Source organism: Spirosoma jeollabukense (assembly GCF_054777855.1).
Genome location: NZ_BAAHAD010000004.1, coordinates 166,329 through 186,043 on the forward strand (window position 1 = coordinate 166,329; position 19,715 = coordinate 186,043).

The 19,715-nt window shown below is 49.2% G+C and carries 14 protein-coding genes; 8 read left to right on the forward strand and 6 right to left on the reverse strand.

Going from position 1 to position 19,715, the window contains the following annotated elements:
* Positions 1 to 17 precede the first annotated feature (17 nt).
* The 5 genes from cmk to ACYVEA_RS17600 all read left to right on the forward strand — a co-directional run bounded on the left by cmk (position 18) and on the right by ACYVEA_RS17600 (position 7,418).
* Complete coding sequence (gene cmk / locus ACYVEA_RS17580) at positions 18 to 737, forward strand: (d)CMP kinase (RefSeq protein WP_461114738.1); 720 nt, start codon at positions 18 to 20, stop codon at positions 735 to 737.
* 36 nt (positions 738 to 773) lie between these two features.
* The gene (locus ACYVEA_RS17585; RefSeq protein WP_461114739.1) at positions 774 to 1,826 is read left to right on the forward strand and encodes an NAD(P)/FAD-dependent oxidoreductase; all 1,053 of its coding nucleotides are present in this window, start codon (positions 774 to 776) and stop codon (positions 1,824 to 1,826) included.
* A 108-nt stretch (positions 1,827 to 1,934) separates the two neighbouring features.
* Positions 1,935 to 5,219 carry a hypothetical protein gene (locus ACYVEA_RS17590; protein ID WP_461114740.1) on the forward strand — a complete coding sequence of 1,095 codons (3,285 nt, stop codon included), beginning with the start codon at positions 1,935 to 1,937 and terminating at the stop codon, positions 5,217 to 5,219.
* Between the two features lie 85 nt (positions 5,220 to 5,304).
* Entirely contained in the window at positions 5,305 to 6,225 is a 921-nt protein-coding gene (locus tag ACYVEA_RS17595; RefSeq protein WP_461114741.1) for a PorP/SprF family type IX secretion system membrane protein, read from the forward strand.
* 113 nt (positions 6,226 to 6,338) lie between these two features.
* On the forward strand, positions 6,339 to 7,418 hold the full coding sequence (locus tag ACYVEA_RS17600) for an AAA family ATPase (RefSeq protein WP_461115094.1): 1,080 nt from the start codon (positions 6,339 to 6,341) through the stop codon (positions 7,416 to 7,418).
* Between the two features lies 1 nt (position 7,419).
* On the opposite strand, the gene ACYVEA_RS17605 is transcribed toward ACYVEA_RS17600, so the two are convergent.
* A complete protein-coding gene (locus ACYVEA_RS17605; RefSeq protein ID WP_461114742.1) occupies positions 7,420 to 8,163 on the reverse strand; it encodes a phytanoyl-CoA dioxygenase family protein in 744 nt (247 codons plus the stop codon).
* Between the two features lie 72 nt (positions 8,164 to 8,235).
* On the opposite strand from ACYVEA_RS17605, the gene ACYVEA_RS17610 reads away from it, so the two are divergent.
* Positions 8,236 to 9,321: a glutaminyl-peptide cyclotransferase gene (locus tag ACYVEA_RS17610; RefSeq protein WP_461114743.1), complete on the forward strand. Its 1,086-nt coding sequence runs from the start codon at positions 8,236 to 8,238 to the stop codon at positions 9,319 to 9,321.
* A gap of 85 nt (positions 9,322 to 9,406) precedes the next feature.
* On the opposite strand, the gene ACYVEA_RS17615 is transcribed toward ACYVEA_RS17610, so the two are convergent.
* The 3 genes from ACYVEA_RS17615 to ACYVEA_RS17625 are packed head-to-tail and all read right to left on the reverse strand — an operon-like array spanning position 9,407 to position 14,681.
* A complete protein-coding gene (locus tag ACYVEA_RS17615; protein WP_461114744.1) occupies positions 9,407 to 10,819 on the reverse strand; it encodes a SusD/RagB family nutrient-binding outer membrane lipoprotein in 1,413 nt (470 codons plus the stop codon).
* Positions 10,820 to 10,856: 37 nt separating this feature from the next.
* Entirely contained in the window at positions 10,857 to 14,024 is a 3,168-nt protein-coding gene (locus tag ACYVEA_RS17620) for a SusC/RagA family TonB-linked outer membrane protein (protein WP_461114745.1), read from the reverse strand.
* Between the two features lie 54 nt (positions 14,025 to 14,078).
* Complete coding sequence (locus ACYVEA_RS17625; protein WP_461114746.1) at positions 14,079 to 14,681, reverse strand: peptidylprolyl isomerase; 603 nt, start codon at positions 14,679 to 14,681, stop codon at positions 14,079 to 14,081.
* A gap of 352 nt (positions 14,682 to 15,033) precedes the next feature.
* Here ACYVEA_RS17625 and ACYVEA_RS17630 point away from each other — a divergent pair, with 352 nt between their 5' ends.
* Positions 15,034 to 16,014: a hypothetical protein gene (locus tag ACYVEA_RS17630; RefSeq protein WP_461114747.1), complete on the forward strand. Its 981-nt coding sequence runs from the start codon at positions 15,034 to 15,036 to the stop codon at positions 16,012 to 16,014.
* Between the two features lie 15 nt (positions 16,015 to 16,029).
* Here ACYVEA_RS17630 and fabF read toward each other — a convergent pair whose 3' ends face one another.
* Positions 16,030 to 17,274, reverse strand: coding sequence for a beta-ketoacyl-ACP synthase II (gene fabF / locus ACYVEA_RS17635; RefSeq protein WP_461114748.1), 1,245 nt, complete (start codon positions 17,272 to 17,274; stop codon positions 16,030 to 16,032).
* A 94-nt stretch (positions 17,275 to 17,368) separates the two neighbouring features.
* Here fabF and ACYVEA_RS17640 point away from each other — a divergent pair, with 94 nt between their 5' ends.
* Positions 17,369 to 17,983 carry a TetR/AcrR family transcriptional regulator gene (locus tag ACYVEA_RS17640; RefSeq protein ID WP_461114749.1) on the forward strand — a complete coding sequence of 205 codons (615 nt, stop codon included), beginning with the start codon at positions 17,369 to 17,371 and terminating at the stop codon, positions 17,981 to 17,983.
* A gap of 37 nt (positions 17,984 to 18,020) precedes the next feature.
* Here ACYVEA_RS17640 and ACYVEA_RS17645 read toward each other — a convergent pair whose 3' ends face one another.
* The gene (locus ACYVEA_RS17645) at positions 18,021 to 19,616 is read right to left on the reverse strand and encodes a S53 family peptidase (RefSeq protein WP_461114750.1); all 1,596 of its coding nucleotides are present in this window, start codon (positions 19,614 to 19,616) and stop codon (positions 18,021 to 18,023) included.
* Positions 19,617 to 19,715: the final 99 nt, after the last annotated feature.

The window sequence follows — 19,715 nt, forward strand, 5'->3', positions numbered from 1 at the left end:
TCAGCGGACCCTTATTCATGCCAAGGATAGTCATTGCTATTGACGGGTATTCAAGTTGCGGAAAGAGCACAACTGCTAAAGCTGTAGCGTCTCAGATGGGCTACGGCTACATTGATACGGGGGCAATGTACCGCGCCGTCAGCCTGTTTTTTTTGCGGGAACATGTTGCTCTGTCCAACAGTAGAGAAGTGAGAGCTGCGCTGGATAACATCCACATTGCGTTTAAGCACAACAATCGAACGGGTCGGAACGAGACCTGTTTAAATGGCCTGAACGTGGAAGAGGAAATCCGGAAAATGTACATCTCCAACATCGTTAGCGAAGTAAGTGCGATTCCCGAAGTGCGTTGGGCCATGGTGGCACAGCAGCAAAAAATGGGTCGTCGCCGGGGAGTTGTCATGGATGGCCGCGACATTGGCACCAAGGTCTTTCCGAACGCTGAGGTGAAGGTATTTATGACGGCCGATGTCTACATCCGGGCCAAGCGCCGACAGCAGGAACTGCTGGCAAAAGGCGAAATGATCAACCTGGAGGATATTATCCAGAACCTCGAAAAGCGTGACCTCATTGATACGACCCGTGCTGAAAGTCCACTCGTGCAGGCTCCCGACGCGATTCTGCTCGATACGTCCCACATGACGATAGAAGAGCAGGTAGAATGGGTTATTGAACTGGCCGACAGGCGATTGGCTGAACTTCACCGGAAACGGTCAAGAGTAAAAGTAGAGGAAGAATAACCGCTGCTGCAACATTCACTTTCTTCATTTTAATCCATGACTGCCGACTTTCTGATTGTAGGGCAGGGAGTGGCCGGATCGGTACTGGCCTGGACCCTCGACCAACGCGGTTGTTCGGTATTGCTGGCGGACGATCCGGCACTCCCATCAGCTTCGGGAGTAGCGGCCGGCATTGTGAACCCGCTCACAGGCCGAAAGCTCGTTCGTACCTGGAAAGCTGACGATCTGTTTCCCTTTCTCCACCAGTTTTATGCCGAGATTGAGCAAAAGCTCAACGTTCGGTTTTTTCATCCGAAAACTATTTATCGGCCGTTTCGGTCCATGCGCGAACAAACGGATTATCTGGCGCTCCTGGAAGACCCGGCCACAAGGGCCTACGTAGCAGACAAGGTTGATGATCAACTGTATAGCGACTGCATTACTAATCCATTTGGCGGCCTGGAAGTAACGCAGGCCGGATGGCTCGATCTGACGGAATTTGTTCGGGTGATCAAGGGCTATTTTATGCGAAAAAATCAATATTTTGAAGGCCGCATTGACGTCGATGACCTGCACATTCGGGATACCAAAGTAGGCTGGAAAGACATCGAATTTGGTACGGTTATTTTTTGCGATGGCGTGATGGCCCGCGAGAACTCTCTGTTCGACTGGCTTCCCTACAATCCGGTCAAAGGCCAGATTCTAACGGCCGTTGCTGAAACGTATTCAATTAAAAACATTGTCAATCAGGGGCTGTTTATTCTGCCCGTTCGCGACGGATTACTGAAAATAGGCGCTACCTACAGTTGGCATGACCTGGATTGGGAAACAACTGATGATGGTCGTGAGTTTTTAGAATCGAAACTACGGGCGATCTTGAAAGTGCCGTATCGAGTTGTGGCACAGCAGGCGGGTATCCGTCCATCGACCAAAGATCGGCGACCGTTTGTAGGCATTCATCCAGCGCATCCAACGGTTGGTATTTTTGGGGGAATGGGCACAAAAGGCGTGTCGCTGGCGCCTTATCTGGCTGAACAGTTTTCCCGGCATCTGCTGGATGGTGAAGATTTGGACCCCGAAGCGAATATTAGCCGCTGTGTTTCGTTATAGTAACACAAATAAGGAGCGTGGACGCCGGGCGTCAGATTAGTCAAAATTTATTCGTTAATTAGTCAGTATTCAAGCCTGTGGTACCGGCTTATCGGTAATCGTCTTGTTATGCGAAATCAATACATTTTGTTGTTAGGCCTTTGGCTGGGCGTCCTGGGCATAGCTACAGCGCAGAATTACCCATCGCTTGAGCGATTTGGTAAGAACCGTATTCAGTATCGTGACTTCGAATGGAAAATCATTCGAACATCGAATTTTGAGATCTACTATTACCAGGATGGCACGCAGATTGCCAACCTGACGGCTCAGTACGCTGAGTCGGAGTTTGACCGGATTACGGAATTTCTTGGGTATACCCCATACAATCGGGTCAAGATTTTTCTCTTCAACTCCCCATCCGAACTGGCTCAAAGTAACATTGGTATCAATTCGCAGGGTGGCTTGAGCCGACATGAGCAGGATTTGTCCAAATCCCGGATTGAACTGGCGTTTACCGGTGATCAAATCAGCTTTCGGCGGCAAATTGTGCGCGATGTCTCGATGCTGTTTGTGTACGACATGCTCTACGGCGGTAGTCTGAAAGACGCGCTTCAAAGCTCACTGTTGCTAACATTGCCCGACTGGTTCATGCCCGGTATTGCTTCGTACATCGCTCAGGGCAATAGCCTGGAACTGGACGATTATATGCGGGATATGTCGCTCACGCATCCTATCAAAAAAGCGTCTATACTAGCGGGTTTGTCGGGTACGGAAGCCGAACGCGTTGGCCATTCGATCTGGAACTATATCGTTCAGCGCTACGGTCGCGACAACGTATCAAATATCCTGAATCTGACGCGCATTATCCGCAACGAGGAAAAAAGTATTACCAGTACGTTAGGTGTCCCGTATAGTCGGTTCCTGCGTGAATGGCGTGAATATTATGCCGGAATGGCCAGCAGCGTGTCGCAGGCATACCAGGGTGGTTCCGACGAGTTTCAGATGAAAGTAAGCTCGGCCGATGATAAGTCGTCGCTCATCAGCTTGAAACTAAGTCCCGACAAACAATTCATTGCTTATAGCATTCTTCGCGACGGCAAATTCAATGTTGAGGTTGTCAATACAACGAACCGCAAAAAGACAACGGTCCTGTCGGGAGGCTATCGGCTCGATGGGCAGGCCCGGCCCACCTGTACACCCTTGCTGGCCTGGCAGAAGGGAAATAATCTGCTGGTAATAACTGATGAATTAGGGCAGACAAACCTGTATCAGTTTACTAACTTCGAGAAGCGGCCCAAGCAGGAATTCAAGCGCAAAGTCAATGGATTATCGCAGGTAGTTTGGATGGACGCGTCGGAAGATGGTGGTAGTCTGATTCTGAGCGCCGACCGAAAAGGACAGAATGATTTATTTCTCTACAGCATCAATCGGGGATCGTATCAGCAGCTTACCAATGACCTGTACGACGATTTATATCCCTCGTTTGTTGGACGTACGGCTCGTCAGGTTGTATTCAGTTCAAACCGGAAAGACGATACGCTCGGCGTTGACAAAGGATCGTACCGATCCATTCGCGACCAGATGAGCTTGTTTACACACGAAGGCAGCGCCCGTGATTTATCGGTTGTTCGGTTGACAGATTCACTTTCGCACTCGACCCAGCCGATCCCTGCCAGCGAAACAACCATTTATTTTCTCAATGATGTTAACGGAATCCGGAACCTGTATCGGCTGGAAACCGAATCAAAAGCTATCCGTCAGGTAACGGCTTTTGCGCAAAGTATCCGGCTGTATGATCTGAATCCGGCTAACGGGAGTTTTGTGTATAGTAGCCTGAAAAATGGTGACGAGTACATCGGATTCCGTTCAAAACTCGATTTATCGCAGGCGTTAAACACACCGCCTACGCAACGAGCCGCTGCCAACAATCGTCTGAATGGAACAACTGCTGTCCGAGCTGGTCAGACGAAAGCTGACACGACAGCCCAACCCAATCGGACACCAATCGACTCAAGTGCCGCCGGACGCAACGTAGCTGGTGGGGTAACCCCTGACCCCGTCAAAAGGATGGCGCTGGACCCAGGTGAAGTTGATACGGACAACTACCAGTTTGACGCCGACGTAGTAAAAGCAACCGAATATCGTCAGCGTCGTTCTATTGTAGGTGCGTCGCCCGGCGTGATAACAGCGCCCCCACGCACGCGCCGTCGGGAGAATATCACCATTCGCGGACCGTTTGATTACAAAGGTACATTTGGTATCAATGATGCCCCTTCCAACTGGCGTATTGATCCTATCAAGGGCTTCGGCTATTCGCAGGAGGTGACCATGACCGACTTGCTGGAGAATCATGTGCTACGTGCCGGTGGGTTCATTAGTCTGACCAATACGTTGCGTAACAGTGATTTATTTGCCGAATACACCAACCTGACACACCGGATTGATTATGGAGCCCGCGTTGATCGCCAGACGCTGTTTGTTGACGGGGCAGGACTTCTTCAAAAATACCGGTACAACCGGTTTGCGCTGTCGGCATCATACCCTATTTCGGTTAATAGCCGCGTGACGGTCTCTCCTTTTTATGCCATGACGCGCCTGGTCGATCTGTCGTCTTTTGCCGAACCCGACCACGTGTCTGACTACGGAGGTGTGCGGGGCGAATTTGTGTTCGATAACACAAAGCTTAATCGGATGAATATGCCGCTGGGTACAAAACTCAAACTCCGCTACGAAGAATATGCTGGTTTGCGATCTTCGTCACAGAGTTTCCGACGGCTCTCACTCGATTTGCGGCACTACCAGAAAATCCATCGTGATATTGTTTTAGCCGCTCGTTTTTCGTTCAGCCAGTCGGGGGGAGCAGCGCCGAAACAAAGCACGCTCGGTGGTATGGAAAACTGGATTAACAACCAGAAGGAAGCTACTGCTACCAATCCGCTACAAATACCGAATGCATCTCAGAATGAAATTCGTTACGATTACAGCAATGTTTTCTTCCTTGATTTTGCGGCTCCGCTACGTGGATTTAACTGGGGGAAATTAACCGGGAACAGCTCAATGCTCTTGAATCTTGAGTTGCGCCTTCCCGTGATTCAATACCTGTATCGCGGCAACGTAACATCCAACTTTCTGCGTAATCTGCAATTGGTTGCCTTCTCGGATATTGGAACTGCCTGGACAGGCAGCGGACCGTTTAGCCAGCAAAACAGCCTGAATACCGAGATTGTAGGGGGAGGAAGTATTCCGTTCCGGGCTGTGGTAACGAACTTCAAAAACCCCTTTCTGATTGGGTATGGCGCTGGCGCACGAACCATGATCTTCGGGTACTTTGTCAAATTCGATTATGCCTGGGGCCTTGAGGATAAAACGGTTGGGAAACCCATTGCTTACCTGACGTTAGGTTACGATTTTTAATTTATCCATAGCGCGTTTGTTGTAAGTTGCAGCGGTATAACTTACAACAAACGCGTTGGCTTTTGGCTGGCGTACCACCGTTTCTATGCGATACGTCTCCTTTAATTTCCTTACTTCTTTTCTGACTGCTTGCTTTGCGCTACTGTTGATGAGCCGACGCGCTCAGGCACAAAAGGAAGTATTGTACTCTCAGTACTTACAGAATACGCTGAGCATCAACCCTGCTTATGCCGGAAGCCGGGAGTCGTTTCATTTGTCTGCTAACCTTCGCCGTAAATGGATCAGCGTTCGCTACGCACCCATCACGCAGTCTGTTTCTGCCGATGGTGCCGTTGCCAACGGTCGGGTTGGTTTAGGGTTTCAGGCGTTAAATGATCGAATGGGGTTGTTCACCGCGACAGGCGTGTATGGGAGTGTAGCTTACCGGTTCAATATGCCCGCACTGGCCAAACTGTCTATTGGTGTTCAGGGGGGCGTCAGTGTGCTGCCGATTTATGATTTCACGACAGCGACCAGCCTGAACCGAGCCGTTAGCAGTTTTGGGGTAGGTATTTATTATCAGTCGGACCGATTTTTTGCAGGGCTGTCTGCGCCCGAGCTGAGTACGCAAAGCCTGAGTTATTCGTCACAGTTTGCGTATAGCGGTATTCGGCCAGTTATGTTTCAGGTTGGAGCGCCGTTTGAGATTGACGAAAATGCCATTCTGATTCCATCGATTCTAATCTCAAAAATACCTGACCGGCCCATGGGGTTTGACATAAACCTCCGGTTATGGCTGAATGAAGAGGTTGGTTTTGGACTGTCCTATCGGCAAAATAGTCCTGGCCTTATCTCGACGAACTACGTACAGGCATCGGCTGAATATCAGCTAACAAAGTCCATTCGACTGGGCTACATTTTTAATTCCAGGACGCCTGAAAGCCCGAATTCGATGCTTTATGACCAAAACAGCGTTCATGAAATCATGCTACGTTTCTCACCCAACCTGCTTAAATTCACGTATTAGGAGACGAGCATATGGCTTTCTGGCTGAGACATCGAAAAAAATGGTAATTTAGGCCACTAGAAACGTAACTAAAGGTCTAATTGAAACCATACGATGAGATTTCCAGGGACGACATGTTGCGCTATCTGACGGCCAATACGGATATGCCCAGCCAATCAGTTATCAATAATCTGTACATACCGAACGATCTCGATCGCGAGTTTCCGTTGGCTCCGCATTTTGTTCAGGCATTTGGCAGCTACCCCAACTATCTTCATTTTAGCGATGATTTTAAGCCGTCCGCGCAGCAGCTTCTCGATAGCCGGGGTTTTCAGTTAATCAATCATTCGACGCGCGTTACCGATCAGGGATGGCACGTAGTTGAGCGGATTTATCAGCACGATGAAGGCTTGATGTTAAAAGCTGAATTTGTTGGAGATCGTTTCTTTCGGCTCTATGGATACTATCGCGACGAAGCGTCGGCCAAATCATTACTGGCTGATTTCCATGAGCACAAATACGTTCATGAAGATAACCAGACGCATATTTATCTGATTCAGGCAGGTTTAGGTGGCTTGCATACCGAACGCGTCGAGATTCTGCCGCCCGTAATTGATCTTGAATTGCATTACAATGATGATTTTCCGGCGGTTCATGAACGACTGGTTAATTTACTGGCGCAGCCTAAGAGTAAAGGATTGATTCTGTTGCACGGTGAACCGGGAACGGGCAAAACAACGTATATCAAACACCTGAGTTCGTTAGTCAAGAAGGATATGCTCATTTTGCCGCCCTACATGACGAACTACCTGACATCGCCCGAAATCATTCCGTTTTTGCTGGATAACAAAGAATCAGTGCTAATTATCGAAGATGCCGAACGGATTCTGCAATCGCGCGAAGCCGGGGGTGATACCAACAGCGTCTCAAACATCCTGAACCTGACTGATGGCTTGCTGGCCGACTGCATGCACATTCAGGTTATTGCTACGTTCAATGCCAGTAAACATCTGCTAGACAAGGCCTTACTCCGTAAAGGTCGTTTGATGGTCGACTATGCGTTTGGGAAATTGGCACCCGCTAAAGTTAACAACTTGCTGGCTCACCTCGGCATGGAATACCGTACCGACCAGGCAATGACCCTTGCCGACATCTTCAACCTGGACGATCAGACCGTTTCGGGCGAACGTCAGGAAGTAAAAATGGGATTTTAGTTTAGCTTGTAACGTAGCGAGCATTTTTCCTATCTGTCCATTCCCTCCAGTGTAATCCGTTTGGTAATTGTTTGGACGAAAATTCTAAATGGATTACACGTCGATTCTGCTCACTTGTGCTCTTACTGGACGAATGAAGTAGCAGCGGTTTCATAATCATTAACCCGCCTTTCTGTACATTACAAATCGTTTCGGTTTTGTCGAGTTGTAAAATCTCGTTGTCTTTTAATACACCCAGTTTATGTGATTTTGGTACAACTTTCAACGCTCCATTTGTCTGGTCGCAGGCATCGAGATGGATACGTATTGTGAACAAATCATCAAGATAATCGCGCGTTGGCTGTACGGCCTGAAGTCCTTGTTTCAGCGTCCATTGACTAAAGCCTTCAGTCTCCTTTCGTGCATCCACCGAAATTTTTGTGTCCTGATGCCAGGGGACTAACCAATTGGATAAAGCTGGTTTATTAAAGTAAATGGCCTTGGTTACGAAATAGGATGCACCCAGTAAAGTATCTATGAGTGAATTGAGCTTTTCTGTCCACAAATAGGGTTCAATCTGAGGTACTTCTCCTATGAAATTTCGGATGGCAAACAGATCGTTTTCTTTACGAAAGTTAGTGTTTGAATGTGTTGCCTGATCAATAATTTGAGTCAGGTTGTTTATTTCCTCTTCGGAAAATATGTCGTTAATGATGGTGAATCCATTTTCGTTAATCTTGTCAATTTGGAATTTCAGTGCGTTCATTAATAATAAGTCGAAGAAATAAACTGACTAATTAGCGTTTGAGAATGTTCAAAACTCAACGTAGTATTGTGCATGAAGCGTCTCGTTAAGTCTATTTTCACTGTGCTGTTCGTGGGTTGGTTGATCATGGCCTGCCAGCAGAATAAGAAATCTGAAACAAGTACAGTTGATCAACCGAAGCCAGTAGCTACCCTTTCGAGCGCAACCTATACGCTTGGTGATTCCATTTTAATTCAACTTAGCCAGCCGTTAAGCCAGGTTTCAATAGCATGGGATACCAAACCGGCTTTGGCCGTTCAACCGACAAATAAGGCACTTTTTGTTCATTCTGCAACCGAAAAAGTGGGTTTGCATACCCTAATAGTCAATGGTATAACGGCTAATAAGACAAAGATATCCGATACGTTAGGGATCGAACTCTGGTCTGATCGCAAACCTCAAAAATTCACGTATTCTGTCTTAAAGACGTATCCTCACCAGGCAAGCAGTTTTACGCAGGGACTTGAATTTCACGGAAATACTTTGTACGAAGGAACCGGCCATAATGGGCAGTCGAAGTTAATGAAAATAGACCTGGCAACGGGTTCCGTCATCCAGTCGGTCTCTTTACCTGAACAGTATTTCGGGGAGGGAATAACCATCGCGAACGACCGTATTTATCAATTGACCTGGACATCAGGGCAATGCTTTCGATACAAAATGGACTTCACTCTGGAAAAGACATTTATATATCACACGGAAGGGTGGGGACTTACGCATACCGATAGCACGCTTATTGTGAGCGATGGATCGAATAAATTATCCTACTACACAGCTGATTTTCAAAAAACGGGAGAACTAACTGTTTACGATGATAAAGGACCCGTTATGAATCTTAACGAGCTGGAATACGTAAATGGATACGTTTTGGCCAATGTCTGGAAAACGAACCGTATCGTTCAAATTGATTTAACGTCGGGAAAAGTAGTGGGCGAAATAAATATAAGTAGTACCCTGCCCGCTGGCATTGATACGTCAGAGAACGTATTGAATGGCATTGCTTATAAGTCAGGCGAAAAAGCCCTTTACATTACGGGCAAAAACTGGCCCTCCCTTTTCAAAATCCAGGTAAATGGCTTATTTAATTCAAAAGCCAATAGCCCGATTGCACTGCGATAGTGTGGTTACCCTATCACACTACTTACAATCATTTACATCAAGGTGTGCCACGGCGCTAAACCGTGGCACACCTTGATGTAAATCACTATTTGTCAAACCACAACGGAGCATCGACGGCTAAACCCGTGGGCGTATTGGGATTGGAGTTTATTTCTTCGCTCCGGTATAGCAACCGCCGAACCAGCCCGGCAACGGGAGCGCCTGCCGGTGTGGTCATGGCCGGAATTTCCTGACCAATTGCGCCCGACCGGCGATTTTGCACCCAGCCTTCAACGGGCCGCATAAATAAATCGAGGTATTGTTGCTGCGCTAATACCGTTCTGTAGTTAGCCGCCGTCAGGGCGGGAAGTTGATTCGTATACGTATCAGACTGGGCGGCTGGTACACCAAACGACACCAGCGACGCGCGAACACCCGCGCGCATCCGCTGCGTAGCCAGATCGAAACCACCCGTTGCAAAGCCCCGCGCGATGGCTTCGGCTTCCAGCAGTAGTTGCTCTGAGTACGAAAACGATACTTCAGGCAGATCAGGCTTGAGCAGATTCATGTTCACCAGCGACGACTTGGGTGTATAATTTTCAACCGTGTTAAGAGCCACATACTCATTGGCAGCCGCTCCGGGGCCTACCTGATAATAGTACGGAATGCGTGGATCATTGAGTGATACTAACAGGTTATATACGACATTAGAGCAGTACCAGTCCGATTGAACACCGCCCCGAAAAATCGCCGTGAACGAGTAGCGTGGATTCTGCCGACCGGGCTGGTTGTAGTACTGAAACTGCATGGCATCGGTTGTAGCGGCAATCATATTACCCGCCGTTACGAGTTGCCCAATGGCGGTTCCTTTCGTAGGATCGGCGTCGACCATTGAAAACAGAATGCGCAGTTTGAGCGAGTTGGCAAATTTACGCCACTTCGTCATGTCGCCCCCGTAATACAGGTCGTTGGGTGCAATAATGCCTTTGCTGGCCGGATCAATCTGCGCGATAGCTTCATCGAGGAGCGCTATGGTGCCGTTCAGTACGTCGACCTGTTTATCGAATTTAGGTAGATCAACTGTGCCCTTGGCGGCATCCGTAAACGGAATGTCACCCCACAATAGCGATGTTTGCGAATAGGCAAATGCTTTCATGATTTTGCACTGTGCCAATGCATTTTTATTGACGGGCTGTGTGCTTTCGGCCACTTTGATAGCTACTTCCAGGTTTTTTAGTACGTCGGTGTAGGTACGTCCCCAAACCGAGCGGATACGGGTCTGGTCATATTTCGCCTGCTCCAGCCCCCAGCGGCCTCCCGACGCCCACATCTGGCTCATCAGGGCTACTGGCCAGGTGAGTTCGCCCACGCGTAGGAGCGAAAACTGGGTGCTGGCTCCCGAAAACAGGAGCGAAGGGTCAACGGTAATGGATCGATTTGGGTCAATATTAAGGTCGCTGTTCTTGAAACAACCGGTGGCTGTCAGTGCCAGCAGCCCGATGTACAGTATCTTTTTCATGGTAATACAAGGCGTTATTTGGGTTAACTGATGTTAATCAAAAGGTAAAACGAAGGTTGGCGCCAATACTCCGACTGCTGGGAATACTGCCCCGCTCCAGCCCTTCGCCAATAAGGCCAGTGCCCAGTACGTTGGCTTCGGGATCGATGTGCGGTACGTTCGAGTGGATAATCCAGAGGTTACGCCCTTCCACACCAAAGGCAATGCTGCCAAATGGCGTCTTGTTTACCAGGGTGCGAGGCAGATTGTAGGCGATCCGCACTTCACGCAGCTTGGTGTATGAGCCATCGAACGTATTGGTTTCGGGGCTAACCGAGTTATCCAACTGGCTCCAGTATTGCTGCACACTGGCAACGGGTACGTCGTTGGGCCGATACGTCCCGTCGGCGTTGCGAATCACACCGGGGTCGATGAACGGCGTGCGATTATTCACCGCTGTTTCGACCGCCAGGCCACCACTTCGCACAATACCAACCGTTTGTGAGTTGATAACACCCCCCTTGCGCATGTCGATCAGGAAATTGAAATCAAATCCTTTAAACGAAAAACTGTTGTTGATCCCCAGTGTCCAGTCGGGATAAATATTGCCCAGTAACCGACGTGGTCCGGGTGTACGCAGGCCAGTGCTTGGGTTAATGACGATGTTTCCCTGAGGATCACGTAACCAGCCAACGCCTTGAATGTTAAAGGTTTCGCCAGGTTTGGCTACCACGAAAATGCCGAACCCATCACCCGACGTAGTGACGAACTCAGTTAGACCATCAGCCAGTGATTCAACCCGATTTCGGTTCCGGTTGAAGTTGAAGGTAGCATCCCAACGAAAGCCCGATCGGGTTTTCAACGGAGTGACTGACAGCATGGCTTCGACGCCGGTATTTGAAATTTCGCCCACATTGAGCCGTCGGGCTGAGTAACCAGTTGATTGCGGCACGGCAATGGAGATGATCTGATCGTAGTTCAGGTTTCGGTAATACGTCAGATCAAGGCCAAGGCGACCACCAAAGAATTTCAACTCCGTACCAAACTCATAGGATGTTTGTTGCTGAGGCCGCAGGTTCGTTGGCGGCAGTACGTTCGTAGCCCCGAACGCCGAGGCACCCCCGATTGGATACAGAATGTTGAAGGTGTAGATGTCGCTGGCCTGTGTGAGCGGGTTATACGTGAAAGCTAACTGATAAGGGTCTTCGTCGGAGCCCACGTTGGCGTAGTTGGCCCGAAGTTTGGCATAGCTTAGCACGTTGTTCTTCACGATACCCATGTTCGGGAAGGCTTCGGTAAGAATGAACGACGCACTGACCGATGGATAGAAGTACGAATTGTTGTTGACCGGCAACGTACTGGACCAGTCGTTACGACCCGTCACGTTCAGGAACAGGAAGTTGCGATAGTCGAAGCTAAAATCGCCATATACCCCGAAGATCTCCCGGCGGCTGTAGAAGTTCGACGCTACGTTCGATTGCGCGTTGGCAAACGTATACAACTGATCGATGTTCAATCCGTCTGACAGTACCCGCGACCGACGAATGGTGCGTTGGTTGAACTGATGACCCACAATTCCCTTGAACGTCCAGTCATCCGAAATTTTACGGGTGATGGTACCTATAAGGTCACTTTGCAGTTCACGCTCATAGATTTCGTTGGTGTCGAACTGCCCATTCAGTCGTCCGCGCGTGCCCCGGCGCGTCGTCGATCGGCGGTTTTCGGTGAAGAAGTCTGTACCCACACGGCCGGTTACGTTGAACCAGGGCGCTACGTCGTAGCTCAGGCTAGTACCGCCATAAACCCGATCGACTGAGTTAGAGAACTTGTTAAACGCCGTCACGAAATACGGATTATTCTGAATACCGTCGAGGTCGATAGCCCGCGCCAGATCGCCTGTCCAGCCCGTTGGTACGGACTGCGTTGCGGGCGCGAACAGGTTATTGCGCAGATCATTGATGTCTATCGTTGGGGATAGGCCAGCCAGAATCGTTGAGAGAATGTTGGTCGTGTTAGACCCCTGCTGCGGGCGGCCATCGCTGGTCGTCCGCACGTAGTTGAGCCAGACCCGAGACGTAAGCTTATCCGTAATCTTACGGCCTGCGTTGATGGCGAACGTATTACGGCCCAGTTTCGAGCCTGGCACGGTGCCTGTCTGATTCAGGTTGGTGAAGCCTATCCGATAATCACCCTGATCGCTGGCCCCATCCAGCGATACACTGTTGATGGCCGTATGACCCGTTACGAAAAAATTCTTCCAGTTATCCGGATGGGCTGTCAATCCCTGCACGGTTGCGCCCGTGTAGTCGAGCACCGGTCCCGTTACGCTCGATATCGCTGGTCCCCAGCCGTTGCCCAAACGGGGGTTATATACGCCGAGGTTACCCTGTGCATATTCTGTCTGCGTATCAGGAACGCGCAGTACGTTGTCGGTGCGGTAAGACGAGTTGACCGATATATTAATCTTTTTTGACCCCACTTTACCCCGTTTAGTGGTGATGACAATAACGCCATTTCGGGCACGCGACCCGTAGAGGGCTGAAGCGGCAGCCCCTTTCAGTACGTTCATCGACTCAATGTCATCGGGATTAAGATCGCCCGCGCGGTTTCCCACGTCGACGCCCCCCGTCACGATATCGGTTTCGGAACCGTTGAAGGAGGAGTTGGAAATAGGAACACCATCGACAACAAATAGGGGCTCACTGGAACTCGACAGCGAATTTGCTCCACGAATCATCACCTTTGTTGAGCCACCGACCGACCCCGATTGCTGCGAGATACGTACCCCAGCCACGCGACCCGCCATCGAATTCAGTACGTTAGGGTCACGGGCTTTGACCAGTTCAGAACCACCCACGGTCGAAACCGCGTAGCCAAGTTCTTTTTTCTCCCGAACGATGGCGTTGGCCGTAACGACAACCTCATCCAGATTGGTCAAATCGGCAACCAGCTTCACATCAAGTGTAGTTTGAGCGCCCGGCACGACCTCCATCGTTTTGTAGCCGATGAACGAAAAGACGAGCGTGCTTTTTGGTGGGACAGCCAGTTGATACGTCCCGTTTGCGATCGTCACCGTGCCTGTGGTCGTGCCTTTGATCACCACACTGACACCGGGCATATCTTCATTTTCGGGGGATGATACTCTACCCGTTATCGTTCGATTCTGGGCCTGTACACGAAGCAATATCCCAATAAGTAGCAGGAAAATCAGTACCGGTTGTTTCATAGATAAAGCTAATTTGGGTTGATTGAAAAAGGGAAAAAGAATAATTTGATCGATCTAAGGAATCTGTCGGACCGTGCGGATAAGTACGGGTTTCTTAAGAAGTTGCAGTGGATTGGAGTACGCATTGGTAGGGCCAGGCTGCCCGGTCTCGCCCGCCTGAATTTTGCGTACCACGTCCATTCCGGATACTACCTGCCCAAAGGCAGCAAAGCCCTGGCCGTCGGGATTGCGTTTACCACCAAAATCGAGTTCAGGCTGTGCGTTTATGCAGATAAAAAATTCTGAGGCTCCGCTATTGGGCAAGCCCCGTGCCATTGATAAGGTGCCATCCAGGTGTTTAAGGCCTGTTTTCTGCGTTGTTTCCTGAGCAATTGGCGGAAACATGCGGGTAGAGTCGGTACCCAGACCGCCCTGTATCACCTCAATTTTGACCGGGCTGGTTGCCTGGTTATCGAGCCGGACCACGCGATAGAACGTAGCGCCGTCATAGCGTTTTTCCTTTACATAACGTAAAAAATTGGCTACCGTACCGGGGGCTTTTTCTGGGTCTAGTTTGATGACAATAGGGCCTGCTTCGGTTTCTATCTGGACTTGTTGAGCCGTAGCAACAAACCCTAATTTGGTCAGCAGAAGCGCACAGAGTACAAGGTATTTCATATTGGTATGTTTTGAATGGTATACAGTGATAACCGCCTGTGAACAGGTAGAAAATAACTAGTTAAACTGGTTGGATGAGTATACAGGTTGCGGCTGCAATATGAGTATTAATGCGTTTATTAAAGAATTTTAATTTGCAATTTTTGTCTATTAAGAAATATATTATGTTTATTATTAATATATTTAAAAATAATATTTTAGGATTTGATTTTTGATATTCTAGTAATACTACTTAAACTGTCTGGAAAGTGGTTTTAAGTATTGAGCCTTTTCTATCACTTAGTTACTTATATTGATCCTCAGTTATGGGCTAGTTGTGGCTCTAGCCGGGGATTAATTTTAGTAAACCAACATGAAAGGTATTCTTCTCCCAACCGCCCTGCTGTCGGGATTATTCAGTAGTTGCCAACCGTCGAATCAGCAGACAACAGCATCAGACAACACAAGTTCATCGACTACATTAGTGAGCCTGACCGCACCACCGCAAGTCAACTACTCGGTTAGGGGGCTGCAACCTGATACGTCTTTGTTTACGCAACCGCGTCGGATTGGTACGCTGGACGACCCATCACTAGTCGAATCATCGGGTATAGCCTCAAGCCGCCGAAATCCCGGCTATCTCTGGACAGAGGAAGATTCTGGAAACCCGAATCAAATTCAGTTGATACGTCAGAATGGCAACGTAGTGGCTCGCTTTACCATTGACGAAGTTGAAAACCAGGATTGGGAAGACATCGCCGTTGGACCAGGCCCGGTGCCGGGCGAAACCTATATTTATCTGGCCGAAATCGGGGACAACAGATTAAAGTATCCCGAAAAAATAATCTATCGGTTTCCTGAACCCACTGTTTCGGGTAAGCAACTCCCTTTCGAAGAACACATTACGAGGGTAGCCGCTATTCGGTTGCGACTGCCCGATGGCCCTCAAAATGCCGAGGCTATACTGATTGATCCGATCACAAAAGATCTGTTCATTTTATCGAAAGGCGATCAGATGAACGTATATCGGGCCGCGTTTCCTCAGTCGCAGACACGAGTCATTAGGATGACTAGCGAACTAATCATTCCTTTTGAAAAAGTAACCTCGGCTGCGGTCTCGCCCGATGGCAGCGAAATTCTGATTCGTACGTATAAGCAGCTATATTATTACAAACGACAAGTTGGCGAAACCCTCATCGATGCACTCAAACGTAAACCCATTCGGCTACCGCTGGCCGATGAAGCACAGGGCGAAGCCGTTGGTTGGGCCATTGATAGCTCGGGTTATTATACAGCCAGCGAAAGAGTTGGTTTCTCGGCCGAGCCTATTTATTGGTATTTTCGGAAAAAGTAAGTTTTGAGTTCTGAGCTAGATTTTCTGGAAAACAACGATGCCGTTGTGCCCGCCAAAACCAAACGTATTACTCATAGTAATAGCTACGTTTGCTGGTATAGCTTCCTTCAAAACAATGTTTAGATGGCTGGGAATAGCCGGGTCCAACTCGGTTGTGTTGATGGTAGGCGGAATGACGCTGTCCCGCATGGAAAGCAGGCAAATAATCGCTTCGATAGCACCAGCAGCTCCTAATAAATGACCTGTTATTGACTTGGTTGCGCTAATCTGAAGCTTGGTCTTTTCATTGCCGATAAGTTTCAAGATGGCCTTTATTTCGGATAAATCGCCAACGGGTGTGGATGTAGCATGGACATTCAGGTAATCGACCGATTTTATGTCTGTTTTCGCTTCATCCAGCGCTAGTTGCATGGCTCTCAGGGCACCCAGCCCTTCCGGATGAGTGCTTGTCATGTGATAGGCATCGGCCGTCATGGCAGCTCCCGTCACTTCACCGTAAATAGTGGCCCCGCGGGCTACGGCATGTTCGTATTCTTCCAGCACCAAAGCACCGGCACCTTCGCCCATCACAAACCCATCCCGATGCACATCGAACGGGCGGGAAGCCGTTGCAGGGTCGTTGTTTCGGGTTGTCATGGCTTTCATAGCGCTAAACCCACCCACTGAGGCTGGTGTAATAGGGGCTTCCGAACCGCCGGTTACGATTATTTTCGCCTTTCCCAGTCTGATGTACGTAAAAGCATCCATGATAGCCGTGTTCGACGTAGCACAGGCTGAAACGGTGGTGTAATTAATACCCATATAGCCGTGTCGGATGGAGATCATACCGGATGCCATATTGACAATCAGCTTGGGAACAAAGAAAGGACTGAATCGGGGCTGCCCATTCCCTTTGACGTATTCTGTTACCTGCTCTTCAAAGGTATCCATGCCACCCTGCCCTGATCCCCAGATAACGCCCACATCAAATGGGTCCATTTTGTTGAGGTCAAATCCAGCATCTTTAATGGCCTGATCAGCGGCAATCAGGGCATATTGTGTAAATAAATCGGTTCGCTTAATGTCGGCGTGGCTTAAATACTGGGATGCGTCAAAGTTCTTTAGTTCGCAGGCCAGTTGCGTACGAAACAGAGATGCATCGAAATGGCTGATGGTGGCCGCGCCCCCCTGCCCATTAACTACATTTTTCCAGAACGTCGGAACATCACGACCAACGGGGGTTAGTGCGCCAATTCCGGTAATAACAACTCGGTGTAACATGGTAATTTGACTTCTATGTCAATTTTTAGCTATGAATCAGTGGAAATGAGCGGCAAAGGTACATAAATAAAATACCAAATGGTATATTTGTGATATGAATAACGAATTGTCGAAAGCAGAGCGAACCCGGCAGTTTATACTTGAAAAAACGGCGGGTATATTCAATACGAAAGGGTATGCCGGTACTTCTATGGCTGATCTGACGGAGGCTACCGGTTTAACCAAAGGGAGTATTTACGGGAATTTTGCCAACAAGGAGGACGTAGCGTTAGCCGCGTTTGATTATAATCTGTCGGTAGTTACGCAGGCTATCCAGGAGCGTATGCAGCAGGCAACAACCTATTACCAGAAGCTGTTTGTCTATTCGCAATTCTATTATGATTCCATCCGAACGTCTTTTCCGGTGGGTGGTTGTCCAATACTGAATACAGCTATTGAGGCAGACGACACGAATAGCTTGTTGAAGAATAGAGTTGCTAAAGCTATTTTAAGCTGGAAAAAAAATATTGTTGATCTGATTAAGGCGGGTATAGCGTCCGGCGAATTCAGGGCTGACATTGAACCCGACCAAACGGCCTTATCAGTCATTGCCCTTATTGAAGGCGGTATTATGATTGCCCGAGTTACCAATAGCCTCACCAGCCTGGATAAAGTTCTGAAAACGGTAGAAGTGCTCCTGAATCAATTGAAAGCATCTCCAGGAGCATAGCAGGCCGAACTGCTTACTCAGATAATACCATTTGGTATTATGTGGCTCCCTGGCTGGTTACTGAAGCCGCTAATTTCTTTCCATCGGCAACGCCTAGTCCAGTGCAGGCATCCCAACCCGAAGCAGCCGAATAGCCTTTGCTACCCTTCGTCGTCTTGTTGTTTCCCTGAGTAATGTCCCGGAAAGCGGTCGGGTGGGCATATATCGTTGGGTGAATAAAGCCAATCGATTTTCCTTTCTGTTGATTAATCAGCGCGATCAGCCCCGCCATGAGTGGAGCTACGGCACTTGTTCCACCAATAACAAATGTTTTCCCATCTACCCGAACGGAATATCCCGTAGCGGGGTCGGCTACGGCCGCTACGTCGGGAACGCCCCGGCCCACCCGGGTTCCGTCATTTACCGACGGTGGAACGTGGCTTGCCTGTTGGTAGATTGGCAAGTCAAAAACATCGCTGACACCACCACCTGTGGCACTCGTGTTGCTTTCATGCCAGACCACCTCAGTCGTTATGGCACTGCTGGTAGCCGTTAGTTTAGTGCCTCCGCAGGCCAGTACAAACGGACTGGATGCGGGAAAGTCAACATGGACCTTGCCATCTCCGGCGCTATCATCGGAACCGGTGTCGCCAGCCGCAGCGCAAACAGTTATGCCCAAAGCCGCAGCCGCCTGAAACGCCTGATCGAATGAGTTGAGGGCCTGGGGCGTCCAGTTCTTTTCGGCCGACCCCCAGCTAATGGAAATAACCGACGGTTTGTATTTGGTATCGTGCATGGCCGTTGTGATGGCATCCAGAAACCCCTGGTCGGTATTAGGAGCAAAATAAACAACAAGGGTAGCGCCGGGTGCCACACCCCCCGCCACTTCAATATCGAGCATCACTTCGCCATCGGCACTATCGGCGTTGCTGGGCGCATTATGGCCACCATCGACTGAAACGGCCACAACCGTGGGCGCTTTGAGACCCAGTCCCGAAAAGTAAGCTGTGATGTCTGCCTGGCGAAAGCCGCCCCCTAGTTCGATTATCGCAATGCATTGCCCTTTTCCCGTTACGCCTGTTGGATAGTTGTAAAGTTTAGCCAATTGGGGCGGAGTGAATGAAGACGTAGTTGCTCTGGCAACTGCGTGCGTTTCGACACCTGGATTGTATACCTGAAAATGAGGCTGGGCTTGTGGTCGATTGTCTAACCCAAACACGCCTTCGATCTCATAAACCAGTTCGGATGGTACGTTAATAGAGCCACTACGTCCCCGAAACACGGTGCCATCCGACAGCTCATAATTCATCAATGAAACGCCGAATGCATTTTCCATCTGGGCAACGGTACCACGTAGCATCACACTTCGGCGGGCGAGATCCTGCTGGACCAAACTCAGGTCATAAGCGGTGGCAAAGGCCTCTAGTTGCTTCACCACGCTCGGGTCAGCGCCATATTGACTGGCATAAGCACGGCGAGTTATAACTTTAGGCGTTTTGGTGGACGTATTAACCAGAGCAGACAGCGATTGTTTTCGGCGGATACGAACCGTAACCGTCAGCACCTCATTGGGGTCCAGCGTAGTTAGCGGGGTGGCCATGGGAGCAGCTTTTTCGCTGCCGGGTAGCGGAACAAGTTGATCAAAAGCGCTCATTGCAGTCGGATTTTCAAAGGAAATAAATTACTCAGGCAGTACTTGGTTAACGATCTTTCCCCTCATTTGTCGAATTAAAATTCTTTAATGTCCGCACGC